General features: G+C 44.0%; 14 protein-coding genes and 2 pseudogenes. 9 read left to right on the top strand and 7 right to left on the bottom strand.

Annotated elements, in window-relative coordinates; translation table 11 throughout:
* Window position 1: 1 nt before the first annotated feature.
* On the bottom strand, window positions 2-502 hold the full coding sequence (locus DP114_RS34260; RefSeq protein ID WP_216670042.1) for a hypothetical protein: 501 nt from the start codon (window positions 500-502) through the stop codon (window positions 2-4).
* A 988-nt stretch (window positions 503-1,490) separates the two neighbouring features.
* Window positions 1,491-1,838: pseudogene (locus tag DP114_RS02430) on the bottom strand (gamma-glutamyltransferase); the annotation flags it as partial.
* 575 nt (window positions 1,839-2,413) lie between these two features.
* On the opposite strand from DP114_RS02430, the gene DP114_RS02435 reads away from it, so the two are divergent.
* The 4 genes from DP114_RS02435 to DP114_RS02450 are packed head-to-tail and all read left to right on the top strand — an operon-like array spanning window position 2,414 to window position 4,805.
* On the top strand, window positions 2,414-2,761 hold the full coding sequence (locus tag DP114_RS02435; RefSeq protein WP_169263103.1) for a BON domain-containing protein: 348 nt from the start codon (window positions 2,414-2,416) through the stop codon (window positions 2,759-2,761).
* Between the two features lie 40 nt (window positions 2,762-2,801).
* Window positions 2,802-3,191: a sunset domain-containing protein gene (locus DP114_RS02440; RefSeq protein WP_169263102.1), complete on the top strand. Its 390-nt coding sequence runs from the start codon at window positions 2,802-2,804 to the stop codon at window positions 3,189-3,191.
* Between the two features lie 59 nt (window positions 3,192-3,250).
* Complete coding sequence (locus DP114_RS02445; RefSeq protein ID WP_171975350.1) at window positions 3,251-3,685, top strand: NUDIX hydrolase; 435 nt, start codon at window positions 3,251-3,253, stop codon at window positions 3,683-3,685.
* 13 nt (window positions 3,686-3,698) lie between these two features.
* A complete protein-coding gene (locus DP114_RS02450; RefSeq protein WP_171975351.1) occupies window positions 3,699-4,805 on the top strand; it encodes an AI-2E family transporter in 1,107 nt (368 codons plus the stop codon).
* 52 nt (window positions 4,806-4,857) lie between these two features.
* Here DP114_RS02450 and DP114_RS02455 read toward each other — a convergent pair whose 3' ends face one another.
* Complete coding sequence (locus tag DP114_RS02455) at window positions 4,858-6,195, bottom strand: LCP family protein (protein ID WP_246163035.1); 1,338 nt, start codon at window positions 6,193-6,195, stop codon at window positions 4,858-4,860.
* A 250-nt stretch (window positions 6,196-6,445) separates the two neighbouring features.
* Between DP114_RS02455 and DP114_RS02460 the strand changes: the two genes are divergently transcribed.
* The 3 genes from DP114_RS02460 to ppsA all read left to right on the top strand — a co-directional run bounded on the left by DP114_RS02460 (window position 6,446) and on the right by ppsA (window position 10,842).
* Entirely contained in the window at window positions 6,446-7,345 is a 900-nt protein-coding gene (locus tag DP114_RS02460) for an undecaprenyl-diphosphate phosphatase (protein WP_169263098.1), read from the top strand.
* Window positions 7,346-7,506: 161 nt separating this feature from the next.
* Complete coding sequence (locus DP114_RS02465; RefSeq protein ID WP_171975353.1) at window positions 7,507-7,974, top strand: GFA family protein; 468 nt, start codon at window positions 7,507-7,509, stop codon at window positions 7,972-7,974.
* Between the two features lie 252 nt (window positions 7,975-8,226).
* Entirely contained in the window at window positions 8,227-10,842 is a 2,616-nt protein-coding gene (gene ppsA / locus DP114_RS02470) for a phosphoenolpyruvate synthase (RefSeq protein WP_171975354.1), read from the top strand.
* Window positions 10,843-11,299: 457 nt separating this feature from the next.
* Here ppsA and DP114_RS02475 read toward each other — a convergent pair whose 3' ends face one another.
* Window positions 11,300-11,707 carry a hypothetical protein gene (locus DP114_RS02475; RefSeq protein ID WP_169263095.1) on the bottom strand — a complete coding sequence of 136 codons (408 nt, stop codon included), beginning with the start codon at window positions 11,705-11,707 and terminating at the stop codon, window positions 11,300-11,302.
* Window positions 11,708-12,142: 435 nt separating this feature from the next.
* Here DP114_RS02475 and DP114_RS02480 point away from each other — a divergent pair, with 435 nt between their 5' ends.
* Complete coding sequence (locus DP114_RS02480; RefSeq protein ID WP_169263094.1) at window positions 12,143-13,696, top strand: cation:proton antiporter; 1,554 nt, start codon at window positions 12,143-12,145, stop codon at window positions 13,694-13,696.
* 199 nt (window positions 13,697-13,895) lie between these two features.
* Here the strand turns inward: DP114_RS02480 and DP114_RS34640 are convergent.
* A pseudogene (locus DP114_RS34640) lies at window positions 13,896-14,009 on the bottom strand (aldo/keto reductase); the annotation flags it as partial.
* Window positions 14,010-14,098: 89 nt separating this feature from the next.
* Window positions 14,099-15,004: an AraC family transcriptional regulator gene (locus DP114_RS02485; protein ID WP_171975355.1), complete on the bottom strand. Its 906-nt coding sequence runs from the start codon at window positions 15,002-15,004 to the stop codon at window positions 14,099-14,101.
* A gap of 154 nt (window positions 15,005-15,158) precedes the next feature.
* Here DP114_RS02485 and DP114_RS02490 point away from each other — a divergent pair, with 154 nt between their 5' ends.
* Window positions 15,159-15,560 (top strand): thiol-disulfide oxidoreductase DCC family protein, encoded by a 402-nt coding sequence (locus tag DP114_RS02490; RefSeq protein ID WP_171975356.1) that lies wholly within the window; start codon window positions 15,159-15,161, stop codon window positions 15,558-15,560.
* A gap of 97 nt (window positions 15,561-15,657) precedes the next feature.
* On the opposite strand, the gene DP114_RS02495 is transcribed toward DP114_RS02490, so the two are convergent.
* Window positions 15,658-17,133 (bottom strand): AAA-like domain-containing protein, encoded by a 1,476-nt coding sequence (locus tag DP114_RS02495; RefSeq protein WP_246163037.1) that lies wholly within the window; start codon window positions 17,131-17,133, stop codon window positions 15,658-15,660.
* Window positions 17,134-17,223 lie beyond the last annotated feature (90 nt).

Below are 17,223 nucleotides of genomic sequence, written 5' to 3' on the forward strand. Positions count from 1 at the left end.
CTCACCTTGAAGGAAAGAGTGTTTGAATCTGGTGAGCAGCGCCTTGCGGTGAATCCAGCGCTGCCAAGAGTTGTGCCTTGCGGTGAATCCAGCGCTGCAGGCGGGTTTCCCGCCGTAGGCGACTGGTGAACCCGGAGGGAGCCAGTACTTGATGAGGGTTTCCCGACAGAGGTATCTGGTGAGACCAGCGCTGCAGGAGGGTCTCCCTCCGTAGGCGACTGGCGAACCCGAAGGGCGTCGGGTTAAGCGCGTTGTGGCAACTAGCCCCGATAGGCGTAGCCGTGCCGCAGGCATAGGGGGCGCTAAGCAAGCGCTGCAGGCGGGTTTCCCGCCGTAGGCGACTGGTGAACCCGGAGGGAGCCAGTACTTGATGAGGGTTTCCCGACAGAGGTATCTGGTGAGACCAGCGCTGCAGGAGGGTCTCCCTCCGTAGGCGACTGGCGAACCCGAAGGGCGTCGGGTTAAGCGCGTTGTGGCAACTAGCCCCGGGGGCTGGCTCCACAACGCGCTTAACCCGACGCCCTTCGGGTTCGCCAGTCGCCTACGGAGGGAGACCCTCCTGCAGCGCTGGTCTCACCAGATACCTCTGTCGGGAAACCCTCATCAAGGACTGGCTCCCTCCGGGTTCACCAGTCGCCTACGGCGGGAAACCCGCTCCGTTTGCGTAGCGCCCCCTATGCCTGCGGCACGGCTACGGCGTAGCCGTGCCGCAGGCATAGGGGGCGCTACGCAAACGGAGGCGGGTTTCCCGCCGTAGGCGACTGGTGAACCCGGAGGGAGCCAGTACTTGATGAGGGTTTCCCGACAGAGGTATCTGGTGAGACCAGCGCTGCAGGAGGGTCTCCCTCCGTAGGCGACTGGCGAACCCGAAGGGCGTCGGGTTAAGCGCGTTGTGGCAACTAGCCCCGATGCCCAGAGCAGCGCCTTGCGGAGCCAGTCCTGCAGGAGGGTTTCCCGACAGAGGGATCTGGCGTTGGGGTTCCCCCCGTTGTGGCGACTGGCTGTCGGGTTCCCCCCGAGCCAGGGGACTGGCGTGCAACTAGCCCCGATAGGCGTAGCCGTGCCGCAGGCATAGGGGGCGCTACGCAAACGGAGCGGGTTTCCCGCCGTAGGCGACTGGTGAACCCGGAGGGAGCCAGTCCTTGATGAGGGTTTCCCGACAGAGGGATCTGGTGTTGGGGTTCCCCCAAAGTCTGTCGGGGGAAGCAACCCAAGCGACGAGCTTTGACCGTTGTGGCGACTGCGAACCCGCAGGGTCATTGTGGTTTTGTCATTGACCGTGATCTAAACGCAGCTATTAATTTGAGCCACTGCGTTGCCGGTGAGAAGTGCCTTGCGCGGGTTAAGCGCGTTGTGGCAACTTCGGAGGTTCCCCCGGTTGTAGCAAGTGGCGTATCGCGCAGGGCTTTGGCGTGAATGCTTTCTGAGGGCTAACCGCTCCCATGCTCCCTATGAAGAAAGAAATAAATGTCTAGACTTGTCTAGGTTTTATGTAGCAGAACTTGCAACACTTGTGTGATAATGGTTCCTCCGCCAGGGGCACCCACTGCCATACGAAGGCGACCATTTTCAGTGACAATAGTGGGAGTCATACTAGATAGAGGCGTTTTACGCGGTGCGATTGCATTCGCTTTTGCTCCCACAAGTCCAAACACATTCAGGACTCCAGGTGCAGCGGCTAAATCATCTATCTCGTCATTCATTAGAATACCAGTTTTTGGTACCACAACTCCAGAACCAAAACCATAGTTAACTGTGAAAGTTAAGCTAACAGCATTGCGCTGTTCATCTACAACAGTTGGGTGGGTGGTTTCAGGTGACTCATATCGAGTCGCGTAGAACCCCACTCCTAACTTTTCCTTGCGTGCGACTAGAGTCCGGCTATTTCTGACTCTGTGCTTGCCCAGACTGTGTTGCGGGATCAGATGCTGCGTATTTAGAAGAACGCCTAAAAGACCCGAAGAACTCATATAGTTTTCAGACATCCTCTTAGAGAGGTTTTGTCGAAACTTTAATTATTTATTGAGATTGACAATTGTAACTTAAACAGATTAACTCTTTCGGGAATTCTGATCTATTAAAAAGTTTATTTTTTCTTTAGCATTTTTTGTACGTATCTGCTATACCTTATGAAGTCATCATTCGTTAACGTTGTTTTAGAGACAACTTGAGATAGACTTCAGTATAAAGAAAAAAACAACTTGTCGATTTGTTGACTTATAATGATTGCCTGCCTTTTCATAAAGCAACAACTCTGGTTTAAAAGCAGGGTTGTTTTTTGTGTTCCAAATCACTAGGCAATTGATTAACAGATGGTAGAGAATACAAAACTGTGCGGGTTGTTGAAAAGGAAATAACCCTGATTTGAAATAGACCAAGTGTTTGAAGTTTTTGAAATTTGGAGAAAAAACTTATGGGTTGGTTACAACGACTTTTTGGCTTGGAAAAGCCTGCAGATGCTCAAGTAGATCCTGAGCCAGCAACATCAGATGACACAGGTGGTGAAGAAAGCATTGCTCCAGAGCGATTGGGGTTAAACGGAGAATATGACCAGAGTGGTCTGGCAAAGCGGGTTGCTCTAGCATTTGATGAAGACGGCTCTTTTGATGATATTGACTCCTTGTACGTAGCACAAACCGGCGGTACAGTTGTTCTCAAAGGGTCAGTTCCCAGTCAAGATATTCTCGACCAATTGGTACAAGTTGCTCAGGGTGTAACTGGTGCAACAGACGTACAAACTGATCAAGTTAGTGTTGGTTAAATAGGGTTTAACTTCTACATTTCGGCAAAAAGAACAAGCTATGAAACATCCGTTGCAACATCGATGGATAATGTCCATCGCATTGTTGACTATCTTAGTCCTTTCAGGTTGCGGGAATAAGGCTGAAGAGTCAACTAAGACTTCTTCTCCATCTGGCGAATCTGGCGGATCTACATCTACAACAGCTCCGTCTGGTGGAGCTACTACCTCAACAGAGGGAACACTTTCAGCAGAAGCTAAAAAGTTAGGTGTAAAGCCCGAAGGAGAAACCACGTGTCCCAGCAGTGCTCCTGTTAAGGGCTTAGTGACTAAGAAGCGGGGCAACATATATCGTGCTCCCAACACACCTGATTATGCAAAGGTCAAGCCAGAGATCTGCTTTGCGGATGTAGCTACTGCTGGAAAGGCTGGCTTTAGCGCTCCTAAGTAGTATTGCTCAGTAAGAGATCAAGCCCTTGCACTGCAAGGGCTTTATTATAAGAAGTGAATATGAAAACCGAAGTAGCGATCGCCATTCTTTACCAAGAAGACAAGTTTCTCATGCAGTTGCGGGATAATAACCCTAATATTGTCTATCCTGCCCACTGGGCACTATTTGGTGGACACATTGAAGCGGGTGAAACCCCAGAAGTTGCAGTACAACGGGAAATTTTAGAAGAAATTGGCTACACTTTACCATCAACGTTTTCTAAGTTTGGCTGTTATCCTGATGAAAAAGTCTTTCGTCATGTGTTCTGTGCACCACTCACAGTAGAATTAAATCAATTAGTTCTCAACGAAGGTTGGGATATGAGTTTAATGACACCAGAAGACATTCGTGTGGGTGCGAGTTATTCATCTGTGTCAACAGACGTACGACCCCTTGCACCTGTGCCTCAAAAAATTCTGTTAGATTTTATGGAAACAAACGGTTCATCAAACTAATAATTAATGACGAATGACTAACTACAAACTACCGCAATGGTTAAGTTTGAGCCTAGCGTTTCCCCTGATTGCACTCAACGGTTGGGTATTGCTTCTGGTTGTGCAGTATTTTCAACCTTTGGTCAATATCTTTGTCGCCGCCAGTTTGCTAGCTTTTGTTCTGGACTATCCAATTCGGTTTCTCCAAAAACAAAGGGTTAAACGCAACTTAGCTGTGGGAGGCGTGTTGTTGTTAGCTGTAGTACTTGTCGTGGCTTTGACTTTCACCTTATTTCCCTTGATTCTGCAACAGCTTAATGAACTAGCTAATTTTTTACCAAGTTGGATTGATTCTGGAGCGCAACAACTTCAAGCTTTCCAAAACTGGGCTGCAACCCAACAGCTTCCTGTTAATTTAAGTGGCATCTTAACTCAACTGTTAGACAGATTCTCCAATCAACTTCAGTCCTTTACTGGTCAAATTCTTGGTATTGCGGTGGATACCATTGGTAGTCTGCTCAACGTGCTATTGACGGTTGTGTTGACAATCTACTTAGTTTTAAATGGAGAACGTCTTTGGGATGGAATTTTTCAGTGGTTTCCGCCTCATACTGGTTCGCAAGTACGACGATTGTTGCGTGAAGACTTTCAAAATTACTTTATCGGTCAAGCAACAGTCGCTGCTTTGCTAGCGGTGATTCTGATACTTGTATTTATAGCGCTACGAATACCTTTGGCTTTATTGTTTGGTCTGGTGATTGGATTCTTTTCTTTATTTCCCTTTGGTACAGGCATAGGTATCGGTATAGTTAGTTTGTTGCTGGGATTGCAAAACTTTTGGCTAGGGGTTGAAGTCTTAGCTGTTACAGTGATGATTGACCAAGTCAATAGTAATTTTGTTGCTCCGCGTCTTTTGGGGAATTTGACTGGTTTAAATCCGGTGTGGGTGGTTATTTCTTTGTTATTGGGAACAAAACTGGGAGGAGTGCTGGGTTTGTTGGTTGCTATACCCATCGCCAGTTTTATCAAAGACACGGCAGACGACTGGCGTATTGGGAAATTTAGTGTACAGCCTACAGAGCATAACCCCAGTGATAGGATTTGTGATGAACAAACCTCAAACGTTGTCCTAGAGCGTTGATATTCTAAACAATTATTGCCCCATTTAAAAAGTCTGGTTTTCCAGGCTTTTTTCAGTTAGGAACTACGTCATACTGGAGTTTAAGTTTCTCAACTAAATCTGCTCCAATCACAACAGTCACGTCAGAGAGAATATCTCCCACAGAAGCAACCATCACCTGACCTGTACCAAGAGTACTGCTAACTGCGTTTGCAGCTTCGGGATTACCGTGTTGGGCAATAATTTGAGTTCGGCCAGCCGAGTCTACACCTGTATCAATCTCATGATGAGTAACGTAAACGTTTCTGAAACCATGTTTTTTGAGAACAGAAACTACAGTTTTTGCAACTTCTGGTTGTCCTGTTGCATTTTCTACAGCAATTCTCAATGTTTGCGGCTGAACTGAATTGACTTGAGTGTCTAGAGCATTGGCAGTTTGCACATCAAAATAACGTGATAGAATACCAGCAGTGGCACTAGAGTCGGAAATCCAGTAGCTACGTTTGTATTCTTTGTTGCTACTAAACCGCCCAGGAAGCATAAGTAAGTGCATCTGGTGGCGATTGTTTGTTGCTACAGTTTGAGCGATAGCCAGTATCTCCTCTACCGACAAATCAGTCTCCACATTCTCTTTCACAACCTGCATAATTTGAGGTACCTTTGCAATAGTTGCAGGCTGAAGCGCTGTATGTAAAATTTCTCTGAGCACTTCTTGCTGACGCTGCACGCGACCAATATCGCCTAAGGCATCATGACGGAAACGGACGTACTCCTGCAAGTGTTGTCCATTCAGCTTCTGGCGTCCAGGGGAAAAGTGAATATCCAAGTGTTGGGTGTGATCTATATAATCCATTTTTTTGGGAATGTTTACTTCAACTCCTCCCAATGCATCGACTAAATGAATAAATCCTTCAGTATCAACTCGGACATAGCGGTCAATAGTAACACCATTCAACAACTGACTTACAGTTTCTGCTGCCAGTTTTGATCCCCCTCGCACGTTTGCATCATTGATTTTATCAATACCGATATCTGGTAAACGCACGAGTGTATCTCGTGGAATCGATAAAACATTGATTTGATGCTTATTTGGCACTAGGCGCACTAGGAGCAATGTATCACTGTTACCAGCAAGTGCTTCAGTGGGGGTAAACTTTCCTTGATGCGGATGTCCTGAATTGTCAATGCCAAGAATCAAAATGTTAACAGGATGTTTCAGGGTTGCAGGGAGAAAACCTGTCAAGCTTGCATGAGTGTGAGGTAAGTGAGAAGCGGCATAATTTTTCAAGGGAGTTAAATTCAAGACAAAGGGAAAGATTGCTCCTAAACTTATAGAGATTAGTGTGATGATTCCCACGTAAAATGGCAGTCGTTCCATATTGAATTTCCGAGGGTTGTCTTTTTGCGTCACTTCTCACCTGCAAGCTATTTAGAAGAGTTGATGTAACATATTTAACTTGTTTCCAAATTTTTCACAACACTATTAGCTTTTGTGCTATCAAGTTACGTAAATTATGTCATTTTCATCTGCCCAACCTCGTAAAAAGTGCTAGTTTGCCACACGTCATACTGTCGCCATTCATTAGTCACAGTAACAACACAAGCACAGGTTAATTTGTCTGTAATTTATTTGCAAACAAATTCATTAAACCAGTTAAATTATGCTTTCTCTTATAGTGGCGACTACAGGCTGTGCCAACGGTAGCGAGGTTAATCTGGACTTTACTAGCTTAGGCTGGATTGATGTGATTATTTTGGGCATTGTTCAAGGAATTACAGAACTCTTACCGATAAGTAGTACTGCTCATATGCGGATAGTACCAACTTTATTAGGACTGCAAGATCCTGGCTCTGCTTTTTCAGCAGCAATGCAACTAGCCAGTTTAACAGCTGTTTTGAGTTATTTCTGGAAAGACTTAAAAAAATTGACGGGAGAAACGTTTAGAGCAATAACTGGGCAAGACTATCAATCGAGTTCTTTTCGGCTCATGGTAGGCTTGTTGCTAGGAACTTTACCCATTACAATTGCGGGTTTACTACTCAAGCCAATTCTCAACGCCTGTGACTCCCCAATGCGAGGTTTAGTTGTCATTGGTGCAGCATCTATTGTGATGTCTTTGCTGTTGGCGATCGCGGAAAAACGAGGAGAACGCGATCGCACTTTTGAAAAAATTACTCTCTGGGATGGAATTTGGGTAGGTGTTGCTCAAGCCTTTGCCCTGATACCAGGCGTTTCTCGTTCTGGTTCCACTCTCACAGCTGGACTATTTTTAGGGATGGAACGGGAGACAGCCGCAAAATTTTCTTTTCTGTTAGGCTTACCAGCAGTGATTTTAGCTGGGGCTTTGGAATTGCATACTCTTTTCAAAGCAGGATTGAGTGGGGCTGGTTGGTTGACACTTCTTATCGGCTTAATCTCTGCCAGTATTTCTGCTTTTGTAGCAATTTGGGGACTTCTACGCTACTTGGAAAAACACAGCACTTTGATTTTTATCTTTTATCGCTTTGGGATGGGGATATTTTTGATAGTGGCTGTGATTTCAGGTTGGTTGCCCAATTGATGAGTCATTTCATGTCCGCTAAATTAAGCATAACAGGACTTACCCAAGGGAAACGTAGTTCTGTCATTGCGACAAGGAGTGCGCAATCTCACAGTCTTGTTCTTTCGTAACTCGTGCGTAATTACATAATATTAAGTATAGAGAATGGAGATAGCGGTATTATGAATGACTGGAATTTGCCCTGGGAAGGCGGATGCCGTTGCGGACAACTGCGGTTTAAGGTGAGTGCTGCGCCTCTGCTTACTATGGCTTGCCACTGCACGGGTTGCCAGCGAATGACCGCTAGCGCTTTTTCTTTAAGCGTCGCGATCCCAAGCGTTGGCTTCTCGCTACTGAAAGGTCAGCCGGTTATCGGCGGTTTGCACGGCGCGGCTCGCCACTACTTCTGCCCGCACTGCATGAGTTGGATGTTTACTCGTCCGGAAGGAATGGACGAGTTCGTCAACCTTCGGGTGACGATGCTGGACGATGCGTCATGGTTCATGCCATTCATCGAAACTTGGACAAAGGAAAGGCTGTCATGGGCGACGACCCCTGCGGTTCATAGCTTCGAGACCTGGCCCGCTTACGAAGAATATCCAGGACTGATAGAAGAATACGCTCAGCTAGCGTCGAAACCTGTACGATGACTACAACTTGAAGGCTTTCTTAATCTTGTGCTATATAATCAGCTTACTTAAGGTAGTTATACGGAAAACTGTCTACTACACCCGAATATCAATGTTAGATCGAATAAATACGTATAATCACTTGATATAGAGGTACTTATTCGGACGTGCCCTAGCAGAAGCTGTGTTGAAGAGGGGCGACTACCTGCTTGCTACTGCTCGCCAACCAGAGCAACTTGGCGCTTTGATTGACTGTTAAAAGGAGGAAAAAATATGAATAAATATATACTTTTTTTTCAGAAGATCGACAGATCAAAGTTTATGGTTGTTGGAGGCAAGGGCGCTAATCTGGGCGAACTGTCCAGAATCAAGGGGGTACAGGTGCCGGAGGGTTTTTGCGTTACCACCGAAGCATATAAAAAAATAACCGAAAATAATCAGGAGCTTAACAGCTTGCTGGATGCATTAATGCGTCTTAAGGCAGAAGAGCGAAAAAATATCAGCAACATCAGTGCAAAAATCCGTATGGCCATCGAAAGAATGCCCATTTATGAGGATATAGCAGAAGAGATTGTGGGTTATCTCAAAAAGTTTGGTAAAAAAGATGCTTTTGCTGTACGGTCTAGTGCTACGGCGGAAGATCTACCGACGGCCTCCTTTGCAGGCCAACAGGATACGTATTTGAATATTATCGCAAAGGAGGCAATCCTAAAGCATATCAGTAAATGTTGGGCTTCCCTTTTTACGGATCGTGGGGTAATCTACCGGATACAAAACGGCTTTGACCACCGCAAAGTCCACTTGGCTGTAGTTGTTCAGAAGATGGTCTACCCGCAGGTGGCAGGAATTCTGTTTACTGCCGATCCCGTCACTTATAACAGGAAAGTGTTATCAATTGATGCCAGCTTCGGACTTGGCGAGGCCTTGGTCTCCGGACTGGTGAATGCTGATAACTATAAAGTGCGTAATGGCAAGGTTATCGATAAGAAGATATCTACCAAGAAGCTGGCTATTTATGCCTTAAAAGATGGCGGTACGAAAGAACAGGAGATTGAGCTTGAGCAGCAGAATAGCCAAGCGCTGACGGATGAGCAGATTTTGCAGCTTGAGCACATAGGTAGGAAGATCGAAGAACATTTCGGCTACCCCCAGGACATCGAATGGTGTTTGGTTGATGACACATTTTATATTGTCCAGAGTCGGCCGATCACTACTTTATATCCCATCCCTGAAGCAAATGATCGAGAAAATCACGTTTATGTATCTGTCGGTCACCAGCAAATGATGACCGATCCCATGAAACCATTGGGATTGTCGTTATGGCAGTTAACAGCTGCCCGACCCATGTATAAAGCTGGCGGAAGGTTGTTTGTTGATGTTATAGATGATTTGGCTTCACCTGTTAAAAGAGACATTCTAGTAAATGTCCTGGGGAAATCCGATCCGCTCATAAAAGACGCACTTATGACCATCTTAGAGCGGGGAGATTTTATCAAATCTTCACCAGATGATAAGCAAGAACAGAGTTCCAGTAAAAGCAATCAAGGTCCGCCGCCTGCGGATTTTCAAACACTAAACGAATATGATCCGACAGTCGTTTCTGATTTGATTAAGCGTAGTGAATCATCGATAAAAGAGTTAAAACATAACATCCAAACGAAATTAGGACCAGATCTATTTGATTTTATCTTGGAAGATATCCAGCAATTAAGGAAGAGCTTATCTGATCCACGAAGTTTTGGTGTGATTATGACTGCTATGAATGCTTCATCATGGATCAATGAAAAGATGAAGGAGTGGCTAGGTGAAAAAAGCGTAGCAGACACGCTTTCTCAATCTGTACCCAACAATATTACTTCAGAAATGGGTCTGGGACTATTGGATGTCGCAGATGTGATTCGCCCTTATCGGGAGGTCATTGAGTATTTACAATATGTAAAAGATGATAGCTTTTTGGATGAACTGGTTAAGTTTAATGGTGGACAGGAAACTCAAGACGCTATCTATGCTTTTCTCAACAAATACGGAATGCGATGTGCCGGGGAAATCGATATTACGAAAACTCGTTGGAGCGAAAAACCAACTACACTTGTCCCCATCATTCTCAGTAACATCAAAAACCTTGAGCCTAATGCCAGCAATCAGAAATTTGAGCAAGGGCGACAGGAAGCTTTGAAAAAAGAACAAGAGTTATTAGATCGGTTGAAGCAATTACCGGATGGTGAACAAAAAGCCAGAGAGGCAAAACGAATGATCAGCCTAGTCCGGAATTTCATCGGCTATCGTGAATATCCAAAATACGGCATAGTCAATCGCTACTTCGTTTATAAGCAGGCTTTACTGAAAGAAGCCGAACAACTCGTACAAGCCAACGTTATTAATGAAAAAGAAGATATATACTATCTCACTTTTCAAGAACTTCGCGAAGTCGTACTCACAAATAAACTGGATTACCAGATTATCACCAAACGAAAAGACGAGTTCAAATTATATGAAAAACTCACTCCCCCACGTGTGATCACGTCTGATGGTGAAATCATTGCGGGTAAGTACCAACGAGAAAATCTCCCAGCCGAAGCTATTGTAGGTTTACCTGTTTCTTCCGGCGTTATAGAGGGGCGAGCACGTGTCATCTTAAACTTGGAAGATGCTGATCTCGAAGATGGAGATATATTAGTCACCGCATTTACAGACCCCAGCTGGACTCCATTGTTTGTATCCATAAAAGGCCTGGTCACCGAAGTTGGTGGACTGATGACCCATGGAGCAGTTATCGCACGTGAATATGGGTTACCAGCAGTTGTCGGAGTGGAGAATGCTACCAAGCTGATCAAAGACGGACAAAGCATCCGGGTGAATGGAACGGACGGATATGTGGAAATGCTATAAATTGAGATATTTTTTGTCGTTGGAGTTAGAATTTAGTCTAGTTTCCGGTGCGAAACTCTTTTTGATCCAAAGTTGACTTTCATTAACCCTGTTTTGTCACTCTCGGAAAACAATAATTTCAGCAAGATTCTAAAACTTTGATTGAGTCAAGCTTTGAACCTTTATTTTCGCTCCAGTAACTAAAATTTATAGCCAAAACCTTGAGATGAAAGCGCTGAAACGCTTTCGGTAATTAGGTTCTCCTAAAGTGATAAAAGACGGTTAAGCTGAGATAGTTGAGAAAAAGCAACATTTTTTTGCGAATAGCTTCTAAGTTTCGACTTCGCTGAGTCAAGATCATGATAGTGCATTTGTTCTATTTTACGTTTCGCACCGCGAACTAGTCTAAACTCCTGTTTGCTGGGAGCTTCTTTGAGCTAGAAGTTCCCAGAGTGTTTACAAAATAATGTTTTAATTATCACTCTTCATCTATGTAAACTTCCCCATATTCTTTGTCTCCTAGAGGAATACTCTGATAACGAACTTTACCTTTAATCACCACTTGTGCTCCCTGGTGTAGAGCAGTTTGATTGGTGACAACCCAAATTTTTCCTGTGGAATCATTAATTTCATATGCGTATCGATTGAGAAGGGGAACTCTCTTTTCCACCTTACCTTGCACGTAAAGTGTTTTACCATCCTCTTGTTGTGCTTTCAAATCTTGAATCTGGGTGATGTTGGCTCCTATGGCATTTATGCCCAAGTACCCTAAACTACCACAACTGAGCAGTCCGACCAAAAGCAAAAAGGTTAGTCCCAAGCGTGTGAGTACGACAAAGCCGTGGCTATCTAATACTGAGAAGTTTAAATTTTTCACTTTCTGCATAATCTATATCATCTATTGAGGGAGATCCAAAAAAATAAATCTCCAGCCGTCAAACTAGATCTCTGGTCGTAGTCGCGAAGCTCTGTGGGGGAAGCTTCCCCCACAAGACTTTGCGCGAAGTCTGCCGGGGGAAGCAACCCAAGCGGCGAGCTTCGCGCAATATTCACACACACGGCTGGAGATTTATTTACTGGTAAGTGCCTGAGCCAATTTTGGCATCAGTGCTTGACTTGTGACAATTTTCATTTAGATAGTAACTATCAATACTTTGTCTTTCGGTATCAAAAACACTTAACAAACAACTCAAAAGCGGAGCCAAAGACTGTCAAGCTCCGGTCACGCCAACGCAGTATTTAAAATAAATTCTGTGTACGATTAAGTTTAAGATTGTAAGCTCGCCATTTTTAACAGAAGAACTCAGGGGTTAAGCAAAAAGTGAATGTTGCTGAATTAGTCACTGTTTCAATTATTTTGCTACTGGTTGCTACCTGCGTAGCTTTGCTGACACGCTGGCTGCGAGTCCCTTATGTTGCGGGTTTAGTTTTAGCGGGCTTAGCAATTACAGAACTTCTGCCGCGCCCCATCGGTTTAAACGATTCCCTAATTTTGAATCTGTTTCTGCCGATTCTGGTATTCGAGGCAGCTATCAATACTGATCTCAGCCGCCTCCGCAGCACCATCAAACCAATAGCCTTGCTAGCCGGACCTGGGATTGTGATTTCCTCTGGTATAACAGCAGCGCTGTTGAAATGGGAACTAGGACTGAATTGGACAGCAGTACTACTGGCAGGGGTGATTTTGGCAATCACTGATACCGTTTCCGTGATTGCTGTATTCAAGGAAGTGGCTGTCCCTCCCCGTCTTTCCACCATAGTTGAGGGAGAGAGCTTGTTTAACGATGGAGTGGCGCTAGTTTTATTTAGCCTAATTGTAAAAATTCATGACGTTGGCTCACTGACAATCCTCAGTGGATTACAAGAATTGTTTGTGGTTATTGTTGGTGGAACCCTAGTGGGACTTGCTGTGGGTTATTTGAGTACGAGTTTATTTGTTCGCTCGGATGAGCCGCTCAGTACTATTTTACTGACGCTGGCTGTGGCATTAGGAGCATTTAAAATTGGGCAATCTTTCAGCGTTTCTGGTGTGGTAGCTGTGGTTGTTGCGGGATTAATTGTTGGAAGTATTGGACTTTCAAGTCAAATATCAGCTTCTACTCGATTGACGTTGCTCAGCTTTTGGGAGTCTATCTCTTTTGGTGTCAATAGCTTTATTTTCTTACTCATAGGTATAGAAGTTGATTTACTCACTCTCTGGAGAACTCTGCCCGCAGTGTTGCTGGCGATCGTTGCTTATCAAGTGGGGCGTATACTTTGCGTCTATCCGCTGTTAGCTATATTACGTTGGTTTGACCGACCAATTCCGTGGCGCTGGCAGCACGTCTTGTTTCTTGGCAATATCAAAGGTTCTCTTTCTATGGGGTTAGCACTCAGCATCCCAGCAACAGTAACAGGACGAGAACAAATCATTGCCATAGTATTTGGGACAGTGTTGCTGTCCTTGCTCGGACAGGGAGTGAGTTTGCCGTGGATAGTGAAACGTTTGCGCTTGTCCCAATTTTCAGAATCTCGTCAGCAGGTTGAAGAATTACAAGCCCAATTAATCACAGGTAAGGCAGCCCAAGATGAATTAGATAGTTTGTTAAAGTCAGGAATATTACCAAAAGCCATTTACGAAGAGATGCGCTCAGCTTATCAGGTGCGAGTCGCAGGAGCAGAAAAAGCTTTGCGGGAATTGTACAATCGCCGCCCAGATGAATTTGATCTTAAAAGTGATGGGCACAGGAAACTCGAAGCCATTCGCCGCCGTTTGCTATTGGCAGAGAAAGGAGCACTCAACGAGGCAATACGTAAACAAATTCTTTCAGAAGAAGTTGTACAACAGCGACTTAAAAATATTGATGAGCAATTGCTCGCGTTAGAAGATGATTAGTCGCTGTGAAGAAACACGCTTAACGCTTAACAGGGAAAAAGGTGTTTCTTTCATTCGTAGCGGGTGGTGCGCCTCTCTCATTGGTACGACAAAACAAGTCTATAAATACAACTATGCTCTGGGAAACCCTCTACCGACAGATGGAATTTTTACGGAAAAAGTTAGAATTTTTGTTAATTATTTACTGTTACCTCTATAATTAATCGCGATGGTTATCTATGGCACTGAATGTTCGTCCAAAGAGGCGAAGTCGATTGGTGTCATTTTGCAAAAAGTCGTGAGGAAACCCAAGCTCAATTTGACTGACTTCGTTTGTTGTGTGTTGCTGTCTTTTCTGTTCTTGGATAAAGTATCACAATAAAAGCGATCGCTCTTCTCCAGCAACGCGCCTATATCATAAAGCTAAATTTTTACTTGTTTTCTATACGCTAATGGTGTTGTACCTATAAATTTGCGAAAGACGTTTGTAAAGTGGCTTTGACTCTGAAAACCTACTTGCTGGTAGATTTGATGTATGGCTTGTTCTGTTTTACTTAATAACTTTTTCGCCCTCTCTATTCTGCAATTCATAACGTATTGGTGCGGCGAAAAACCAGTGGATTGTTTAAACATACGCGAGAAATGATACATACTAATCCCTACTACTGTCGCCATCTCAGCTAAGCCTAAATCTTTTTCTAAGTTTTGATTGATATATTCAATAGCTTGTTGCAACTTGAAACGCGAAAGTCCTTCTGGATGTTTAGTAACTTTCACAGAAGATACAGAATAGTTTTTTATTAAATGAATTGATAGAGTTGTTGCTAAAGATTCTATATAAATACGACAACCCATGCCATCTGATTCCAGTTCTGATTGTAGTGCTAGTCCAATTTGTTGAATCAACGGATCTGAATCAGCAAGATGTGGTATAATCTCTATCGATTGCATATCTATCAAGTCACAACCAGCGCGAGCAAATAAAGCTTTTTCTAAACTAAGAACTAAAAATTCAGCTTCTATTTCCCAACTTAATTTGTGATAGCTGCTTGCTGGAATGACGACAACGTCGCCATATTTAATACACTCGTGATGGACGTGTCCGTTCAATACGCGTTGTACATAGATAGGTTCTTTTGTCAGACTTATACTAATGACGTGCTGTTGAGGACTATGTTCTGGTGTCTCGTAAGCAGGCTGTTGATGATAATCTAGGCGAATGTGATCCCACTTAGCATGGTAACTGCTCATTAGGGGCGATCGCGGAAGAATTTGCGTATATGCATCTTCTTGAGCAAAATCAACACTTATGATTTCCTCTGTCGGCATCGCTTTCACCCCATAAACAATTGCTTTAAAGGTACGCCTGTATGCTTGCTTTCTTATACAGCTTGGATGCTGTCTTCAAAAGCAAAAGTTTAATGCTATAAATGTTAACACACTAACTAAAACATCTAGCGCTCAAACATAATCTGCAACTTGTATGAGTTACATAGTTATCTACGATGGAAATTGCAATCTTTGTGTCACAGGAGTGCAAATGCTGGAGACTCTTGATAAGGGACAACTTTTTCGCTACGTTCCTATGCAAGACGAGTCAACTGTACAACAGTGGGGAATTACACCCCAAAATTGTGAGTTGGGTATGATTCTCATAGATGCAGATGCACCAGAAAGACGGTGGCAAGGCAGTGCAGCTGCTGAGGAGATTGGGCAATTATTGCCTAATGGTAGTGTATTTGTAGATGCATATCGCGCTTTACCAGGAGTAAAATGGACGGGTGATCGCTTTTACGAACAAATCCGGGATAACCGTTACACCATCTTTGGCAAGCGTTCTAGTACTTATAAATCAGCCTATTGCGTGGATGGGGGCTGCAAGTAGCTAGAAATGATGAATAATGAAAACCAGCAAACTCGGGCATTCAGAACCCCTCCCATGCTGCTTGAAAGTGTCAATTCAAACCTCTGTTATAAGTTGTCTAGGTTTTGAATAGCAGGAATTGACTTAGGGCATCAGTCTGACTTGTGTAATTGGATTCTCGTTGTTCTTCCTTTAACGACTTAAAATAATTTCTAGTACAATTTTGCTTTCCAAGCTGTTGGGTAAAGAAAAGCCGATACAACTCACAACTTGGTTTTGCTTGATTGTCGTCTAGTTGAACCAAACCCATGCTTTCTAGTTTGTAAGCAGCGATCGCATCGAACTGCACTGTCTCATTATTCATCACAACCTCTTGCATAGCTGATATTAGTTGTGGATCAGCTTGCAGTAGGGCTAAGAGTTCTCTGAGATGTTGACTATAAATTCCACCGAGTGTGTCAGCTGTTTGTAATAACTCCTCTAGCGTCACGCCCTCTTGAGAAATATGATAAAGCCCAAGACTCACCAGATAGGGATGCCCTCCCATCATTGTTTGTAACGGTGTCAGCCGTCCTGCCCCTTGCTCGTTTGCTGCCCAATCTATTCCATAGCATTGTGCTAAATTCTGTACTTGCTTGAGAGTAAATGGTGGTAGGGAGACTGTCAACCCAACATTGAAAGGAGATTGGTTAAGCTTAAGCGGGATATAGATTTCTGTGCTATGAACCACCACTAAACGCAATTTTTGCCAGATGCTATCTTGTTTTGCCACCTCATGCCAAAATCGTAACATTGGCAAAAAGTCTTGAGCAATATTGGGGTGTTCAAAAACTCGATTGACTTCATTCAAAGCCAAGACTACTGCACTATTCTCGATACATTGCAGCACATACCCCTCGAAATAGATTTTGCAGCTTACCTTGCTGCCCATTTCGGCGTCCCAAAAATCATCCAGATTGGGGGGCAGGTTCAACTGCCTACTGACATTGATGCAGAACCAACGCAAAAACTTCTCTATCGATGCAAAAACGCCTTCATCAGCTTCTTGAAAGTCTAAATAAACAGTTTTATAATCCTGTTTTTTAGCGTAAAAAATCATCCTGTTGAGCAACGAACTTTTGCCCATCTTTCTGGGTGCTTTGATACGGATCAAGCAACCAGGTTGCATGATTTCTGCACAAACAAGTTCTTCAAGCGGAGGGCGATGGACGTAGAAAGGAGAAGCCACGGGTATTGGGCCACCTGGAAAGTCTGCCTTGCTTACTCTAACTAAATCTAGCGAAGTTTTTTGTGCATCATAATGTGCTTGAAACTCTTGTTGAGGCGGCTTGTTGTGCACAACAACGTTGTCTTGCTGGAATCTACTCAAAACTAGATGCAGATTTTTTTTGGTTACTCTTTCGCCAAGTGCCTCTGAAAGGTCTTGCCACAACTGGGAGCCAACTTCCTTTATGTAGTCGCTAGCGTAGCCTGAGCCTTTGGCCATTTCACCGTAAGTTTTTCCTAGTAATGATTGATCAAGTACAAACCGCTGAATGGAACCAAGGGGCTTGTCTTGGAAAATTTGTCCTAAAGCTTCCAGTAGATGTTCCACGGTTAATAAAAAGTTAAAGTTAAAGTTAAGTAATTTTACGCATATTTTCTTTACTAGTAATAATATACATCTAAAGGACAATTTTTACAA

Source organism: Brasilonema sennae CENA114 (assembly GCF_006968745.1).
In the GTDB taxonomy this organism is placed as follows: Bacteria; Cyanobacteriota; Cyanobacteriia; order Cyanobacteriales; family Nostocaceae; genus Brasilonema; species Brasilonema sennae.